Here is a 15494-nt window from a genome sequence, read left to right on the forward strand (position 1 = left end):
GTTACGCCACCACTTCCAGGCCCATGGAACGGGCAGAGCCCTCAACCATCAGCATTGCGCCTTCGATATCGGCTGCGTTGAGATCCTTCATCTTACCTTCGGCGATCGCACGGACCTGAGCCTTGGTGATGGTGCCGGCCTTGCCGCCCTTGCCAGGCGTCTTGGAACCGGAGGTGATCTTCGCTTCCTTCTTCAGCCAGTAGGTAACCGGCGGCTGCTTCATTGCGAAGGTGAAGGACTTGTCCTGGTAATAGGTGATGACGACCGGGATCGGCATACCCTTTTCCATTTCCTGCGTGGCGGCGTTGAACGCCTTGCAGAATTCCATGATGTTGATGCCGCGCTGACCAAGCGCCGGGCCGATCGGCGGGGACGGGTTTGCCGATCCTGCCTTGACCTGAAGCTTGAGCTGGCCTGCTACTTTCTTAGCCATTTCTCTGCCTTTCGTTATGGACCGGATACCGGCCCGATATGCCGACCCAAAGGATCGGCGGCTGCGGTTGCGTGGTGCGGTCGGAACATCCGGCTAAGACGCCTCCCCTCCCACGCGGTTGCGGCAAACGCCGCACGAGGCCGATCACCGCAAGGCGATCGACCCCAATTCAAAAACTGATCAGACCTTCTCGACCTGAGCGTATTCGAGCTCCACCGGAGTGGCGCGACCGAAGATCGAAACTTCGACCTTGAGGCGCGAGCGCTCTTCATCGACATCCTGAACCACACCGTTGAACGATGCGAAGGGACCGTCGGAAACGCGAACCTGCTCGCCGATCTCGTAGGAGATCGAGGATTTCGGACGCTCGACGCCTTCCTGGACCTGACCCAGAATGCGGTCTGCTTCGAAATCCGGGATCGGAACCGGCTTGTTGTCGGAACCGAGGAAGCCCGTAACCTTGGGCGTGTTCTTGATCAGGTGGTAGGCCTCGTCCGTCAGGTTCGCACGAACCAGAACATAGCCTGGGAAGAACTTGCGCTCGCTGTCGACCTTGCGGCCGCGACGCACTTCCGTCACCTTTTCAGTCGGAACGAGGATCTTCTCGAACAGGTGCTCAAGCCCTTTCTGGCGAGCCTTGTTCTCGATGTCCTCGGCAACCTTCTTTTCGAAATTCGAATATGCGTGGACGATGTACCAACGTGCCGCCATCTTCATCACCACCCAATCAAGCGCCGAAATTCATAACGAAGCCGAGAAGCCAGCCGATCAGCTGGTCGGCAGCGAAAAAGAACAGGGCCGCAACGACAACCATGACCAGCACCATGGCGGTCGAAATCGTCGTCTCGCGACGCGACGGCCAGGTGACCTTTGAGGTCTCGGTGCGCACCTGCTTGAGGAACGTAATCGGGTTGGTTTTGGATGCCATAACTGTCCACGCAATTACGGCGCGTAAAGCTGATCTTATTCAGCCCCACGCACCGCGTGTCTGTTTTTACCCTACATAGACACCGATCTCAGCTTTCACAAGAGGAAATCGATATCCGATGAAGCCGGACTACCGGCAGACCAATTTTCCCTGCCGACCATGCTGCGAAAAACCGCGCGTATCGACTTCTAGGAAAATGGCAGGGGCGGCCGGGCTCGAACCGACGACCTGCGGTTTTGGAGACCGCCGCTCTACCAACTGAGCTACACCCCTAAACCCTCTTTCGAACCTGCGCCGAAGCGCTGTCCGTCAAGGACGTGTGCGCTCTTTAAGATGATGAGCCGGCGTTGGCAAGTGGGTTTTTGCAAGAGATGCGACACTTTTATGGATGAACGGTGGAAAGACGGCCTAACCCTTAGGTTTCGCGGCCTTGTCACCCAGCGCACATTCACGATTTTCGCCTGTGCCGGGCGCATTTTCAAATGTGCAGCGGGTTTCCGGCGGCGTGCCGCACACCTTGTCCAGCTGCTTGAAGCCGACACAGCGCCCGTCAGGACCGCGATAACCCGGCCCGCCTTTGCAGCCGCAGCCCTTGCAGGCCGGCCGCTCCGGGCAACGCGCTTGCGCCGCCTGCGGCAGAATCATGGATACCGAGAGAATCGCAATCGCAACAACGAGACACCGGATCAAGAGCCCCCTCCCCGAACGAATCACCCAACGAAAAAGGCCCCGCCGTTGCCAGCGAGGCCTTCTTTATTCAATTCGAAAATCGCTTAAGCGATGATCGAGGCAACGATGCCGGCGCCGACGGTACGGCCGCCTTCGCGGATAGCGAAGCGCAGCTTTTCTTCCATCGCGATCGGAACGATCAGCTCGACCTCAACCGTGACGTTGTCGCCCGGCATAACCATTTCCGTGCCTTCCGGCAGCGAAACGATACCGGTCACGTCCGTCGTGCGGAAGTAGAACTGCGGACGGTAGTTGGTGAAGAACGGCGTATGACGGCCGCCTTCTTCCTTCGTCAGGATGTAGGCTTCAGCCATGAACTTCTTGTGCGGCTTGACAGAGCCCGGCTTGCACAGGATCTGGCCACGCTCGACGCCGTTACGGTCAACGCCGCGAACGAGAGCACCGATGTTGTCGCCGGCCTGGCCCTGGTCGAGCAGCTTGCGGAACATTTCAACGCCGGTAACCGTCGTCTTCGAAGTGTCCTTGATGCCGACGATTTCGACTTCTTCGCCAACCTTGACGATACCGCGCTCGACGCGGCCGGTCACAACCGTACCACGACCCGAGATCGAGAACACGTCTTCGATCGGCATCAGGAACGGCTGGTCGATCGGACGCTCAGGCGTCGGGATGTAGGCGTCGACTTCTTCCATCAGCTTGCGAACGGCGTCTTCACCGATGGCCTTGTTCGAGTCTTCCAGAGCGGCCAGAGCCGAACCCTTGACAACCGGAACTTCGTCGCCCGGGAAGTCGTAGGACGACAGCAGTTCGCGAACTTCGAGTTCAACGAGCTCGAGCAGTTCTTCGTCGTCGACCTGGTCGACCTTGTTGAGGAACACGACCAGAGCCGGAACGCCGACCTGACGAGCAAGCAGGATGTGCTCGCGGGTCTGCGGCATCGGGCCGTCGGCAGCCGAGCAAACCAGGATCGCGCCGTCCATCTGTGCGGCACCGGTGATCATGTTCTTGACGTAGTCGGCGTGGCCGGGGCAGTCAACGTGCGCGTAGTGGCGGTTCGGGGTCTCGTATTCGACGTGTGCCGTCGAGATGGTGATACCACGAGCCTTTTCTTCCGGTGCAGCGTCGATCTGGTCGTACGCCTTGAACTCGCCGAAGAACTTCGTGATCGCTGCCGTCAGAGACGTCTTGCCGTGGTCGACGTGGCCGATCGTGCCGATGTTCACGTGCGGCTTGTTACGCTCAAACTTGCTCTTTGCCATTGATGCTTCCTATAATCTGTAGGGATGATAGATCCGCAGTGAACGGATTTGGTGTCGCCGTTTAAGGCTTTCACTACGAATGCGCAAGACTTAATTGCTGCGCCCTATTTAGGGTGTCCTTCGCTCAACTCCAAGCCCCGCGAAGGAACCGCTTTCCTGTTTGCTATAAATGCGCAGCGGCGACAACAAAGCGCCCTGCCCCGCGCTTAGCGGCTCATGACATAAAGGCCGAAGTTGACGGCGATGAGCAGGATGATCGTGCCGATAAAGCCGCCGAAGAAATAAAGCATGCGACGACCAAGGGGCTTGTGGCGGTTCTTGCCGGTGAAGGCTGCAAAAGCGGAAGCGCCGAGCGAAATGCCGATAATGGCGGGTAAAGACATCATGATAAAAATCCTCTCCTTGGCGAAAAGCGCAACGGAAGACATCCGCATGCGCGACATCGGCCACCCCGGCGGGCGCGCTCGTATGGAGAGACAAAATGGTAATGATCGGGGAAATCTGGAGCGGGTAGCGGGAATCGAACCCGCGTATTCAGCTTGGAAGGCTGCTGCTCTACCATTGAGCTATACCCGCGGGGTCTGGTTCGATCCATGCAACGAAATGGTGGAGGGAGTTGGATTTGAACCAACGTAGGCGTAGCCAACGGATTTACAGTCCGTCCCCTTTAACCACTCGGGCATCCCTCCAGTATTTCGTCTGGATCGAGAACCAAGCTCTTCAGAACGTTGGGCGAAACTGCCGTCTCGTTCTGTGCGGCGTATATGACGGGCACTTTCGCTGCTGTCAACACGGGTCGAAACGAAAAACAGAGAAAAAACACAGATTGATGTGTCAGGCTGATGAATGTCCCCTCACCCTGTGGATAGAGTTCATCGGCGTCAAAGCACGGCATACCAGCGGTTACAGGGCTTTGCCCCGGCATCGGCTGGCGCTATAAGGCGGCATGAGCAAAAATGATCAAAACGACAAAGCCGGCCGTGACAGCCATTACGCCACCCTGCGCCGCAATGTGCGCGATGCCAAGCGCGAGCGCGGCGAGATCCCGACTCCGGATCCGCGCAAGCGCCCAAAACCTGCGCATGAGAACTGGAAGGCGCCGCAGCTGCAGCCCGACCAGGTGTTTCTGTATGGCCTGCACACGGTGCGCGCCGTCCTCGACAATCCCGAGCGCAAGATCGTCAAGCTGACGGTCACGCAGAACGCCTTCGTGCGTCTTGATATCGGCGAATCCCACGCCCTGCCCTTCCCGGTCGAATTCGTATCGCCGCAGGATATCGACAAACATCTCGGCCCCGATGCCATCCACCAGGGCGTGATGGTCGAAACCAAACCGCTGCCGGTGCGCCGTCTCGAGGCGTTGAAGGAAAGCAATCTCATCCTCGTGCTCGATCAGGTCACCGATCCGCACAATGTCGGTGCCATCATGCGTTCCGCCGTTGCGTTTGAGGCCGGCGCGCTGATCACCACACAGCGCCACAGCCCGACGGAATCCGGCGTCATGGCAAAGTCCGCCTCCGGCGCGCTGGAAATGATGCCCTATATCCAGATCGGCAATCTCGCCGATGCAATCGGCGAATTGCAGAAACTCGGTTTCCAGACGATCGGCCTTGATTCGGAAGGACCAGAGCCGCTCGAAGGCACGTTTGCCGGTGGAAAAGTCGCGCTCGTACTCGGCTCCGAAGGCAAGGGCCTGCGTCAGAAGACGCGCGAAACCGTCGATGCGCTCGCACGCTTGGACATGCCTGGCGCCATCAAGTCGCTCAACGTCTCGAACGCGGCCGCCATCGCGCTTTATGCGGCGCGTCAGCACCTCGCAAAAGGCTGATCAAGCTCAGTGCAGCGCGGTCGCCCGCCTGTCGAAACAGCGCATGCGCTCGGGCGGCGTCGCATTGCGACCGTCGCGCACTTCCGCTGCGAACTGGATCGAGCCGATCAGTTCGAGATCGAACAGCGGCTTGGAGATGACACCGAGCGTGCCGGGAATACCGCTGGCGATCGCTTCGGGATTGGCGGTCATGAAGATGACCGTCAGTCCGCGCGCCGCCAGTTCCCGGCCGATATCCGGCCCGGTCGGACCATCCTGGAGATGGACATCGACAAGCGCGATGTCGGCGTCGTCGCCGGCATCCAGAGCGTCGGCCTGATTGGCCGCAATGCCCGCCACTTCATGCCCGAGCGCCAGAACGGCGTCCTCGATATGCAGCGCGATCAGCAGTTGATCTTCGACAACAAGAATGCGATGCGGCATCGGGCCCTCTTCGTTTTAGGACTTGGTAAAATTCCCCAAACGCTCTTTTGTTCCACAACCTCCAAAAATTGATGCACGCGTGAGATGAACCCACCATGACCTCGCGCATGTCTCTCCGCTTGGCCGACAGAATCAGCTAGGAATCACTCCATGATTCGGAACCGCTCATGAGCCTCGCCTATCTTGACAAACTCAACGACGCCCAACGCCGCGCCGTCGAGCATGGCGCGACCGATGCCAAAACCGGTGACAGTGGCCCGCTTCTGGTGATCGCCGGTGCAGGTTCCGGCAAGACAAACACGCTGGCACATCGCGTCGCCCACCTGATCGTCAATGGTGCCGATCCGCGCCGTATCCTGCTGATGACCTTTTCCCGCCGTGCGGCTTCCGAAATGGGCAAGCGCGTCGAGCGCATCTGCGGCCAGGTTTTGGGCGCCAATGCGGGCGTGATGACCGATGCGCTGGCATGGGCCGGCACTTTTCACGGCATCGGCGCACGATTGATGCGGATATACGCGGACCAGATCGGCCTCGACCCGGATTTCACCATCCACGACCGCGAAGACAGTGCCGACCTGATGAACCTTATCCGGCACGAACTGGGTTTCTCCAAGACCGAAAGCCGGTTTCCGACCAAGGGGACCTGCCTCGCCATCTATTCACGTGTGGTGAACTCGGAAGCAGCACTCGGCGAGGTGCTGAAAACCTATTTTCCGTGGTGCGCCAGCTGGGAAGCGCAGTTGCGCGAGCTTTTCGCCACTTATGTGGAATCCAAGCAGGCCCAGAACGTTCTCGATTACGACGATCTCCTGCTCTATTGGGCGCAGACCATGTCGGAACCGCTTCTCGCCGCCGATATCGGCGCGCGGTTCGACCACGTTCTGGTTGATGAATATCAGGACACCAACCGCCTGCAATCGACCATCCTGATGGCGTTGAAACCCGGCGGGCGTGGCCTGACCGTTGTCGGCGACGATGCGCAGTCGATTTATTCCTTCCGCGCCGCCACCATCCGCAACATTCTCGACTTCCCAAAATCCTTCGAACCGCCGGCCGATATCATCACGCTCGACCGCAATTATCGCTCGACCACAACGATCCTTGCCGCCGCCAACGGCGTCATCGATCTGGCACGCGAACGGTTCACCAAGAACCTCTGGACCGAACGGCAATCGGCCGAGCGCCCGCGCCTCGTTTCCGTGCGTGATGAAAACGAGCAGGCCAATTACATCTGCGAAACAATTCTGGAGAACCGCGAAACCGGCATGAGCCTGAAAAATCAGGCCGTGCTGTTTCGCTCCTCCAACCATTCCGGCCCGCTGGAAGTGGAACTCACCCGCCGCAACATTCCCTTCGTGAAATTCGGCGGCCTGAAATTTCTCGACAGCGCGCATGTGAAGGATCTGCTGGCGGCTTTGCGTTTCGCCCAGAACCCGCGTGATCGTGTTGCCGGTTTCCGGCTGATGCAGCTCATCCCCGGAGTCGGTCCGCAGACGGCCGGCAAAATTCTGGACGCGATCGCAACCGATCCCGAACCGCTGGCAGCGTTGCAAGAAATCCCCGCCCCGCCCCGCAGCGGCGAGGACTGGACGGCGTTTGTGGAGATGCTCGCCTCAGTGCGGCGCGGCGAAGGCTGGCCATCGGAAATTGGCACGGCGCGCAACTGGTATGAACCGCATCTGGAGCGCATCCACGAGGATGCCGACACCCGCAAGGCCGACCTGCTGCAGCTGGAACAGATCGCCTCGGGCTACGTCTCGCGCGAACGGTTCCTGACCGAATTGACACTCGACCCGCCCACCGCCACCAGCGATCAGGCCGGCGTGCCGCTGCTGGATGACGATTACCTGATCCTCTCCACCATCCATTCGGCCAAGGGGCAGGAATGGCGCTCGGTCTTCGTGCTGAATTGCGTCGACGGCTGCATTCCCTCCGATCTCGGCGTCGGCACCAGCGCCGAAGTCGAGGAAGAACGCCGCCTGCTCTACGTGGCGATGACCCGCGCCAAGGACAGCCTGCATCTGGTCACGCCGCAGCGCTTTTTCACCCACGGCCAGCATTCGCAGGGCGACCGGCACGTTTATGCCGCCCGCACCCGCTTCATCCCGGCAACGCTTCTGCAATTTTTCGAAAACACGGCATGGCCGGTGGTGGAGCCGATGTCGGAAGCGGAAAAGGCGGCCCGCAAACAGGTGCGCATCGATGTGACGGCGCGTATGCGCGGCATGTGGCGGTAGGAACGAGGCTTCAAGAGAGATGCGAAGAGTGCGCCCAGCCAATCCCCCTTGAGGGCAGTGCTGTCGCATATGAAATGCGGAGCATGCCGTTCAGCCGATCTCCCCCCTTGAGGGGGAGATGTCCGGCAGGACAGAGGGGGTAATCCTTGCGCAAATGCCGATTGCACCCACCTGCCGCACCGTTGCTTACCCCCCTCTGTCACCTTTCGGTGACATCTCCCCCTCAAGGGGGGAGATCGTGGGGAGCCAGCCTTCGCAGTCTCACTCCTTATACCGCTCACGCCTCCGGCACATTCTCCTCCAGTTCCCTCAACCAAACCCGCGCATTGCCATCAGACGGCGCGCGCCAGTCGCCACGCGGAGACAGCGAACCGCCCGAAGTCACCTTCGGTCCATTCGGTGAGGCCGAACGCTTGAACTGGCTGATCGTGAAGAAACGGAACAGAAACGTCTGCAGCCATTTCCGGATCGTCGAAAGATCATATTCCCGACGCTTTTCATCCGGGAAGTTCGGCGGCCATGCGCCAGCCGTGACATCCTTCCAGGCATGATGCGCCAGATAGGCAATCTTCGACGGCTTCAGCCCATACCGCGTCAGGTAATAGAGCGTGAAATCGTGCAGGTCATAAGGGCCGATCTTGTCCTCGGTGCTCTGTATGACGCCGTCTTCACCCGCCGGCACCAGTTCCGGCGAAATGATCGTGCCGAGCACCCGCTCCAGCGTGGCATTCGCTTCAGCATCGAAACTGCCGCTGTTGATCACCCAGCGGATCAGGTGCTGGATCAACGTTTTGGAGACCGAACCGTTGACATTGTAATGACTCATCTGGTCGCCGACGCCATAGGTGCACCAGCCGAGCCCAATTTCGGAAAGATCACCGGTACCCAGCACGATGGCATTGCGCTGGTTGGCGGCGCGGAACAGGAAGTCCGTACGCAGACCCGCCTGCACATTCTCGAACGTCACATCATAAACCGGCTCGCCACCGGAAAACGGATGGCCGAGATCTTTTAGCAATTGCAGCGCCAGCGGCTTGATATCCACCTCTTCCGCCGTAATCCCGATGCTGCGCATCAACGACCAGGCATTGCCGAGCGTTTCGTCACCGGTGGCAAAACCCGGCATGGTGAAGCCTAAAATGTCGGTGCGCGGCCAGCCGAGACGATCAAAGGCGCGTGCCGCCACCAGCAGCGCATGGGTGCTGTCGAGACCACCGGAAATGCCGATGCACAGTCGCTTGATGCCGGTCGCCTTCAGGCGCTTCATCAGCCCCTGAACCTGGATATTGAATGTCTCGTAGCAATCCTGATCGAGCCGCGCCGGGTCCGAGGGCACGAAGGGATAACGTGCAACGGAACGCTTCAGGCCGATATCACCCTCCGGTGCCGCAAACTCGAAGCCGATCCGGCGAAAAGGCTGATCGGCGCGAAGAACCCGTTCGGCCGCATCCTCAAACGTCACGGTGCGCAGACGCTCCAGCGCCAAACGCTCGACATCGATATCGGCCACGCACATCTGCGAACCTTCCGGGAAACGTTCCGTCTCCGCCAAGAGGTTACCGAGTTCATAGATGCAGGCCTGACCATCCCAAGCGAGATCGGTGGTCGATTCGCCCGGGCCGGCGGCCGAATAGAGATAGGCGGCGATATTGCGGGACGACTGGTTGGCGCAAAGCTGTTTTCGTACATCCGCCTTGCCGACGGTGACATTGCTGGCAGAAAGATTTGCAAGAATCGTCGCCCCCGCAAGTGCGCCAAAATCGCTCGGCGGCGCCGGTACCCAGACATCCTCGCAGATTTCCACATGGAAGACGAAATCGGCGATGGCCTTGTCCTCGAACAGAAGATCGATCCCGAAAGGCACCACCTGCCCCGCAACGGCAATCTCCTGACCACGCACCGTACGGCCCGAAGCGAACCAGCGCTTTTCATAGAATTCGCGGTAGTTCGGCAGATGCGCCTTCGGCACGACGCCGAGAATTTTTCCCGCGTGGATGACGATGGCGCAGTTAAAAAGCCGGCCACGATGGCGCAGCGGCGCCCCGACCAGCAGGACGGGAATGAGATCGCGGCTTGCCTCCACCAGCACCTTCAACGCGGTTTCGACCGCATCGAGCAGCGCCGCTTGGCCGAGCAGGTCGTCGATCGAATAACCGGAAATGCCGAGCTCGGGAAACACCATCAGCGCCACGCCCTGATCATGCCCCTGCCGCGCCAGTTCCAGCACCGCCTTTGCGTTAAAGGCCGGATCACCGATTTCGCAGGCCGGCGTGGCTGTGGCGACGCGCACAAAACCGTGGGCATAGGCAGAATGAAAATTCATCGGGCACTCCGTCTTCTTGGCTGCGCCATAAGTAATGGCGCGATGCCACGCGGTCGAGAGCGTTTTGCTGATTCTTGGTTCGGCGTTGGCCTGGCTGTCTCAGGACCAGCCGGCCGATCGCCGGGGCGCACCAGTCGCAGATATCCACACCGACAACCCGAATTATCAACCGTCAAATCCGCTTCTTGCGCGTTCGCGACAATTTCCTCTTTACAGCCAACGAAAATATGGTACTTCGCACCACATTGCCCTTGTAGCTCAGTTGGTAGAGCACCTGATTTGTAATCAGGGGGTCACGAGTTCGAACCTTGTCGGGGGCACCACTTTTCGATTTTCCGACTTTCGGCATTCACATGTCGTCAGTCGGAAACATCGGAAGGCTCGAAACGACCATCCAAACACCGCAGTCCGTTTCCAGCCGTTCACCCGGCTCCGGCGCGACGATTCTTTTCCACAGACTTTGACATTTCTGCATGCGCAGCACCGCCATCGGTGCTTGGCTCCGATCAAGCCGTTTGTCGGCCTTGTCGCCCTCCTCTTTTTTCATGTACCAAGGGCGGCCATTAAAGAAGGTGCCGTTGATGTCGCAGAAGAAAAGCCTCGCATTTTTGGCGTCCATCGCGCCCGAAGCGCAGGCCGCACTCGAAGAACTGACCCGCATGTACGGCCAGACGCCGGTGGACGAGGCCGATGTCATCGTGGCGCTCGGCGGCGACGGTTTCATGCTGCAGACCCTGCATGACAGCATCAATTCCGGAAAACGTGTGTATGGCATGAATTGCGGTTCTGTCGGCTTCCTGATGAACGATTATCGCACGGACAACCTGCATGACCGCGTTTCGGTCGCCGTCGAAAACGCCATCCATCCGCTGCGCATGACCACCACTAATACCGATGGCACCAGCTCGGTGGCGCTTGCCATCAACGAGGTCTATCTGTTCCGCCAGAGCTATCAGGCCGCCAAACTGCGTGTCGAGATCGATGGCAAGGTGCGGCTGGAGGAACTGATCTGCGACGGCCTGATGGTGGCAACGCCGGCCGGTTCCACCGCCTACAATCTTTCCGCCCACGGCCCGATCCTGCCGCTCGAAGCGCCGCTACTGGCCATGACACCCGTCAGCGCCTTTCGCCCGCGCCGCTGGCGTGGTGCGCTTCTGCCCAACCGGGTTTGTGTCGATATTCATATCCTTGAACCGGAGAAACGCCCGGTCAACGCGGTTGCCGACAATACCGAGGTCAAGTCGGTGCTGCATATCCGCGTTGCCCAATGCAAGGACATGAAGGCGCGCATCCTGTCGGATCCCGATCATTCCTGGTCCGATCGCATTCTGGCCGAACAGTTTTCGGATTGATTCGCCGCAAACAAAAAAGGCGGCCTCCGAAGAAGCCGCCTTTTCCATTACTCGCATGTGCGCCTGATCAGTCTAGATCGCCGCCGGCAACATCCGCCTTGCCGCTGATGCGGTGGGCGAGTGCCGCTTCCATGAACTCGTTCAGATCACCGTCGAGAACATCGCTCGGAGCCGTCGATTCGACGCCGGTGCGCAGGTCCTTGACCAGCTGGTAAGGCTGCAGAACATAGGAACGGATCTGGTGACCCCAGCCGATATCGGTTTTCGAGGCCGCTTCGGCATTGGCCGCATCTTCGCGCTTCTTCAGCTCGGCCTCGTAAAGACGGGCACGCAGCATGTCCCAGGCCTTGGCGCGGTTCTTGTGCTGTGAGCGTTCCTGCTGGCAGGCCACCACGATGCCGGTCGGGATATGCGTGATACGCACGGCCGAGTCGGTGGTGTTGACGTGCTGACCACCCGCACCCGAGGCACGGTAGGTGTCGATACGGCAATCGCTTTCGGCCACCTCGATATTGATCGAGTCGTCGACGACCGGATAAACCCAGATCGACGAAAACGAGGTGTGCCGGCGCGCGTTGGAATCGTAAGGCGAAATGCGCACGAGACGATGCACGCCCGATTCGGTCTTCATCCAGCCATAGGCATTGTGGCCCTTGACGAGAATGGTGGCCGACTTGATGCCTGCCTCTTCGCCGTCATGGACTTCCAGCACCTCGACCTTGTAGCCCGAACGTTCGGCCCAGCGCGTGTACATGCGCAGAAGAATGTTCGCCCAGTCCTGGCTTTCCGTGCCGCCGGCGCCGGAATGCACTTCGACATAGGTGTCGTTGCTGTCTGCTTCACCCGAAAGCATGGCCTCGACCTGACGACGGTTGGCCTCGGCACGCAGTGCTCTCAGCGCATCCTCGGCGTCCTTGATGATCGCCTCGTCGCCCTCTTCCTCACCCATTTCGATGAGTTCGATATTGTCGTTGAGCTGCTGCTCCAGCGCTTTCACGCCGTTGATGCTGTCATCCAGCTGCTGGCGCTCGCGCATCAGCTTCTGGGCTTCCTGGGCATCGTTCCAGAGGTTGGGATCCTCTGACTTGTTGTTCAACCAGTCCAGTCGTCTTACCGCCTGATCCCAGTCAAAGATGCCTCCTCAGCAGGCTTATGGCCTGCTTGATTTCGTCGGTGACGTTGATCATTTCGTTGCGCATATGCGTCGCTGCTTCCCGTATTTTACTTGGAAATGAGGGCTGACATAGAGACGGCGGGCGAGGATGTAAACCCCGCCCGCCGCTTCGAACTTTGTCATGAATGGATCAGAACAGGCCGCCGGCACCGGAAGTCACCGCCTGCTGCGCCTGCGGCGAGGTGCGCAGGATTTCTTCCGCCGGCATCGTGTCTTCCATGCCGATCACGCTGAACGTATCGGACGGACCCGTGCCGGGCTTGAAGGCCTCGACGATCGTGTCCGGCTCGCCTTCGTTGGCGAACATGCCGGTCTTGCGGTTGACGGCGATGAACTGCATGCCCTGCGGCACCTGGAACTTTCCGGCGTCGCGGGTCTTTTCGGCGGCTTCCATGAAATTGGCGAAGATCGGTGCGGCAAGGCTGCCGCCGGTCGCGCCGCGCCCAAGCGTCGCCGGGTTGTCGAAGCCGATATAAAGACCGGCGACCAGATCCGGCGAGAAGCCGACGAACCAGGTGTCCTTCGAATCGTTGGTCGTACCGGTCTTGCCGGCGATCGGACGATCCGCAACATGGATCTTGCCGGCAGCCGAACCGCGAATGACCACACCCTCAAGCATGGATGTGACCTGATAGGCCGTCATCGGGTCCAGAACCTGTTCGCGATTGTCGGCCAGAACCGGCTCTTCCTGGTTTGCCCAGCTGTTGGCGTTGCAGCCTTCGCAGGTGCGCTCCTCATGGCGGAAGATGGTCTTGCCGTAACGGTCCTGAATACGGTCGACCAGCGTCGGCTTGATCTGCTTGCCGCCATTGGCGATGACCGAATAGGCCGACACCATGCGCAGAACGGTGGTTTCACCCGAACCGAGCGCCATCGGCAGGTAAGGCGCCATCTTGTCATAGATGCCGAAACGCTCGGCATATTCGGCGACCAGATCCATGCCCATGTCCTGCGCCAGACGAACGGTCATCTGGTTGCGCGACTTTTCGATACCGGTGCGAAGCGTCGAGGGACCACCGCCATCCTCGCCGCCATAGTTGGTCGGGCGCCAGACCTCGTTGCCGGACACGACCTCGATCGGGGCGTCCATGATCACGGATGCCGGCGTATAACCATTGTCCATCGCCGCTGCGTAAACGAACGGCTTGAAGGACGAACCCGGCTGGCGCATGGCCTGCGTGGCACGGTTGAATTCGGACTGGGCGTAGGAGAAGCCGCCGACCATCGCGAGAACACGGCCGGTATGCGGATCCATGGCGACAAGACCACCCTGCACCTTGGGCGGCTGGCGAAGACGATAGGAACCCTGCTTGCCGGCAAGCGGCTCGACATAAACCACGTCGCCCGCCTTCAGCACACCTTCGGGAGACCGTGCCGTCTTGCGCTCGCCGCTCGCGTCGCGATAGGCCCATTTCATGTTTTCGGCATCGATGTGGCCGCGCTCGCGCTCATCGACAACCTTGCCGCCGGCTGCCGTTTCCGGCTGCAGGCCGATATCGACACCGGTGGCCGAAACGGCAGTCACGACCGCAAGCTTCCACTCCGGCACGTCACGCAGCGAAGGGATCTTTGCAAGTTCCGGCCCCCAGTCACCGCTGGCGGCGATTTCCTTCACCGGTCCGTGGAAACCACGACGCTCGTCATAATCGACCAGACCGCGCTGCAGCGCCGCACGTGCCTGAAGCTGCATGGCCGGATCGATGGAAGTGCGTACCGAAAGGCCGCTTTCATAAAGCGCCTTGTCGCCATACTTGCCGATGATCTGGCGACGCACTTCCTCGGCGAAGAAGTCCGTGCCGAGCAGCGACGGACCACTGCGGCGCATGGTGACGCCCAGATCATGCGTTTTTGCCTCTGTCGCATCCTCAACGGTGATGTATCCGTTTTCGGCCATGCGATCGATCACCCAGTTGCGACGCTCGATCGCTGCCTTGGCATGGCGGAACGGGTGATAGTTGGCAGGGCCCTTCGGCAGCGAAGCGAGATAGGCCGATTCGGCAATCGTCAATTCGGTGACGGACTTGTCGAAATAGGTCAGTGAGGCACCGGCAATGCCGTAGGAATTCATGCCGAAGAAGATCTCGTTGAGATACAGTTCGAGAATCTTGTCCTTGGAATAGGTCTGCTCGATGCGGAAGGAGAGAATCGCTTCCTTCACCTTGCGGTCCATCGTCTGGTCCGCCGAAAGCAGGAAGTTCTTGGCCACCTGTTGGGTAATCGTCGATGCACCTTCCGGGCGGCGACCGGAACCGAGGTTCTGGATATTGTTGACGATGGCGCGGCCGAGACCGGTAATATCGACACCCGGGTGATTGTAGAAATTCTTGTCTTCCGCCGAAAGGAACGCGGCCTTGACGCGATCCGGCACGGCCTGGATGGGCAGGAACAGGCGGCGTTCGCGGGCATATTCCGCCATCAGCGCGCCATTGCCGGCATGAATGCGGGTCGCGACAGGCGGCTCGTAGGAATTGAGGACCTCATAGTCCGGCAGATCGCGGGTCACGCCGACCAGATAAACGGCCGCGGCCCCCGCCACCACGAGAAAGAGCACGCAGCCCAGTCCGAACATGTATCCAATCAGTCTGATCATCAGGCGCTACCGTCTATCGTCGTAGGATGCAAAAAAGCACAATCGCATATTTTCAGGCGTTTTGCACGGCGAGGCCTAAGAGTACAAGCCTTTGCGCGCATTCGCGACACCTGCGCCCACAGCACGCGCCACGGGCACCATTCAAATCTGTCGCTCATCGTACCGGGTCGAATAACCGTCCGAATGTGAATAAAATAGGGCTTGGCGACGTTATTCCCAAGGCATGTCAGCCGGATAGTCCGTGCAGTGTGGTAGAT

The 15494-nt window shown here is 59.7% G+C and carries 14 protein-coding genes and 4 tRNA genes; 4 read left to right on the forward strand and 14 right to left on the reverse strand.

Annotation, left to right across the window (positions count from 1 at the left end; all coding sequences use genetic code 11):
- Position 1: 1 nt before the first annotated feature.
- The 9 genes from rplK to J2T09_RS22025 all read right to left on the reverse strand — a co-directional run bounded on the left by rplK (position 2) and on the right by J2T09_RS22025 (position 3999).
- Complete coding sequence (gene rplK, locus J2T09_RS21985; RefSeq protein WP_112730803.1) at positions 2-433, reverse strand: 50S ribosomal protein L11; 432 nt, start codon at positions 431-433, stop codon at positions 2-4.
- A gap of 180 nt (positions 434-613) precedes the next feature.
- Positions 614-1144 (reverse strand): transcription termination/antitermination protein NusG, encoded by a 531-nt coding sequence (gene nusG / locus J2T09_RS21990; protein WP_112730811.1) that lies wholly within the window; start codon positions 1142-1144, stop codon positions 614-616.
- A gap of 16 nt (positions 1145-1160) precedes the next feature.
- Positions 1161-1361 carry a preprotein translocase subunit SecE gene (secE, locus tag J2T09_RS21995; protein ID WP_306838566.1) on the reverse strand — a complete coding sequence of 67 codons (201 nt, stop codon included), beginning with the start codon at positions 1359-1361 and terminating at the stop codon, positions 1161-1163.
- A gap of 197 nt (positions 1362-1558) precedes the next feature.
- A tRNA-Trp gene (locus tag J2T09_RS22000) sits at positions 1559-1634 on the reverse strand.
- Positions 1635-1769: 135 nt separating this feature from the next.
- A complete protein-coding gene (locus J2T09_RS22005; RefSeq protein WP_306838568.1) occupies positions 1770-2051 on the reverse strand; it encodes a hypothetical protein in 282 nt (93 codons plus the stop codon).
- A gap of 83 nt (positions 2052-2134) precedes the next feature.
- On the reverse strand, positions 2135-3310 hold the full coding sequence (gene tuf / locus J2T09_RS22010; protein WP_306838543.1) for an elongation factor Tu: 1176 nt from the start codon (positions 3308-3310) through the stop codon (positions 2135-2137).
- 206 nt (positions 3311-3516) lie between these two features.
- On the reverse strand, positions 3517-3696 hold the full coding sequence (locus J2T09_RS22015; protein WP_306838570.1) for a hypothetical protein: 180 nt from the start codon (positions 3694-3696) through the stop codon (positions 3517-3519).
- Positions 3697-3812: 116 nt separating this feature from the next.
- Positions 3813-3886, reverse strand: a tRNA-Gly gene (locus J2T09_RS22020).
- 28 nt (positions 3887-3914) lie between these two features.
- A tRNA-Tyr gene (locus J2T09_RS22025) sits at positions 3915-3999 on the reverse strand.
- A 257-nt stretch (positions 4000-4256) separates the two neighbouring features.
- On the opposite strand from J2T09_RS22025, the gene J2T09_RS22030 reads away from it, so the two are divergent.
- Positions 4257-5138, forward strand: coding sequence for a TrmH family RNA methyltransferase (locus J2T09_RS22030; RefSeq protein WP_306838572.1), 882 nt, complete (start codon positions 4257-4259; stop codon positions 5136-5138).
- 6 nt (positions 5139-5144) lie between these two features.
- On the opposite strand, the gene J2T09_RS22035 is transcribed toward J2T09_RS22030, so the two are convergent.
- The gene (locus tag J2T09_RS22035; RefSeq protein ID WP_306838574.1) at positions 5145-5561 is read right to left on the reverse strand and encodes a response regulator; all 417 of its coding nucleotides are present in this window, start codon (positions 5559-5561) and stop codon (positions 5145-5147) included.
- Between the two features lie 167 nt (positions 5562-5728).
- Here J2T09_RS22035 and J2T09_RS22040 point away from each other — a divergent pair, with 167 nt between their 5' ends.
- Positions 5729-7798: an ATP-dependent helicase gene (locus J2T09_RS22040; protein ID WP_306838576.1), complete on the forward strand. Its 2070-nt coding sequence runs from the start codon at positions 5729-5731 to the stop codon at positions 7796-7798.
- Between the two features lie 277 nt (positions 7799-8075).
- Here J2T09_RS22040 and J2T09_RS22045 read toward each other — a convergent pair whose 3' ends face one another.
- The gene (locus tag J2T09_RS22045) at positions 8076-10121 is read right to left on the reverse strand and encodes an NAD(+) synthase (protein ID WP_306838579.1); all 2046 of its coding nucleotides are present in this window, start codon (positions 10119-10121) and stop codon (positions 8076-8078) included.
- A 247-nt stretch (positions 10122-10368) separates the two neighbouring features.
- Between J2T09_RS22045 and J2T09_RS22050 the strand changes: the two genes are divergently transcribed.
- Positions 10369-10444: transfer RNA gene (locus J2T09_RS22050), tRNA-Thr, on the forward strand.
- A gap of 26 nt (positions 10445-10470) precedes the next feature.
- On the opposite strand, the gene J2T09_RS22055 is transcribed toward J2T09_RS22050, so the two are convergent.
- Complete coding sequence (locus tag J2T09_RS22055; protein ID WP_306838581.1) at positions 10471-10740, reverse strand: hypothetical protein; 270 nt, start codon at positions 10738-10740, stop codon at positions 10471-10473.
- Between J2T09_RS22055 and J2T09_RS22060 the strand changes: the two genes are divergently transcribed.
- Positions 10703-11473, forward strand: a complete 771-nt coding sequence (locus J2T09_RS22060) for an NAD kinase (RefSeq protein WP_306838583.1) — start codon at positions 10703-10705, stop codon at positions 11471-11473. The genes J2T09_RS22055 and J2T09_RS22060 overlap by 38 nt on opposite strands.
- 67 nt (positions 11474-11540) lie before the next feature.
- Here J2T09_RS22060 and prfB read toward each other — a convergent pair.
- A protein-coding gene (prfB, locus tag J2T09_RS22065; protein WP_306838585.1) for a peptide chain release factor 2 occupies positions 11541-12672 on the reverse strand; the annotation gives its coding sequence in 2 pieces (ribosomal slippage) (positions 11541-12602 and positions 12604-12672; 1131 coding nt in all).
- Between the two features lie 105 nt (positions 12673-12777).
- The gene (locus J2T09_RS22070) at positions 12778-15237 is read right to left on the reverse strand and encodes a penicillin-binding protein 1A (protein WP_306838588.1); all 2460 of its coding nucleotides are present in this window, start codon (positions 15235-15237) and stop codon (positions 12778-12780) included.
- Positions 15238-15494: the final 257 nt, after the last annotated feature.

The sequence above is a fragment of the Neorhizobium huautlense genome (assembly GCF_030811685.1).
Classification (GTDB): Bacteria; Pseudomonadota; Alphaproteobacteria; order Rhizobiales; family Rhizobiaceae; genus Neorhizobium; species Neorhizobium huautlense_A.

Bases quoted from the DNA above. Each gene is read 5' to 3' on its own strand.
- J2T09_RS22030 (WP_306838572.1), top strand. From the start codon at position 4,257: ATGAGCAAAAATGATCAAAACGACAAAGCCGGCCGTGACAGCCATTAC.
- rplK (WP_112730803.1), bottom strand. From the start codon at position 433: ATGGCTAAGAAAGTAGCAGGCCAGCTCAAGCTTCAGGTCAAGGCAGGA.
- nusG (WP_112730811.1), bottom strand. From the start codon at position 1,144: ATGGCGGCACGTTGGTACATCGTCCACGCATATTCGAATTTCGAAAAG.
- J2T09_RS22045 (WP_306838579.1), bottom strand. From the start codon at position 10,121: ATGAATTTTCATTCTGCCTATGCCCACGGTTTTGTGCGCGTCGCCACA.
- tuf (WP_306838543.1), bottom strand. From the start codon at position 3,310: ATGGCAAAGAGCAAGTTTGAGCGTAACAAGCCGCACGTGAACATCGGC.
- J2T09_RS22055 (WP_306838581.1), bottom strand. From the start codon at position 10,740: ATGGACGCCAAAAATGCGAGGCTTTTCTTCTGCGACATCAACGGCACC.
- J2T09_RS22035 (WP_306838574.1), bottom strand. From the start codon at position 5,561: ATGCCGCATCGCATTCTTGTTGTCGAAGATCAACTGCTGATCGCGCTG.
- J2T09_RS22060 (WP_306838583.1), top strand. From the start codon at position 10,703: ATGTCGCAGAAGAAAAGCCTCGCATTTTTGGCGTCCATCGCGCCCGAA.
- J2T09_RS22070 (WP_306838588.1), bottom strand. From the start codon at position 15,237: ATGATCAGACTGATTGGATACATGTTCGGACTGGGCTGCGTGCTCTTT.
- secE (WP_306838566.1), bottom strand. From the start codon at position 1,361: ATGGCATCCAAAACCAACCCGATTACGTTCCTCAAGCAGGTGCGCACC.
- J2T09_RS22015 (WP_306838570.1), bottom strand. From the start codon at position 3,696: ATGATGTCTTTACCCGCCATTATCGGCATTTCGCTCGGCGCTTCCGCT.
- J2T09_RS22040 (WP_306838576.1), top strand. From the start codon at position 5,729: ATGAGCCTCGCCTATCTTGACAAACTCAACGACGCCCAACGCCGCGCC.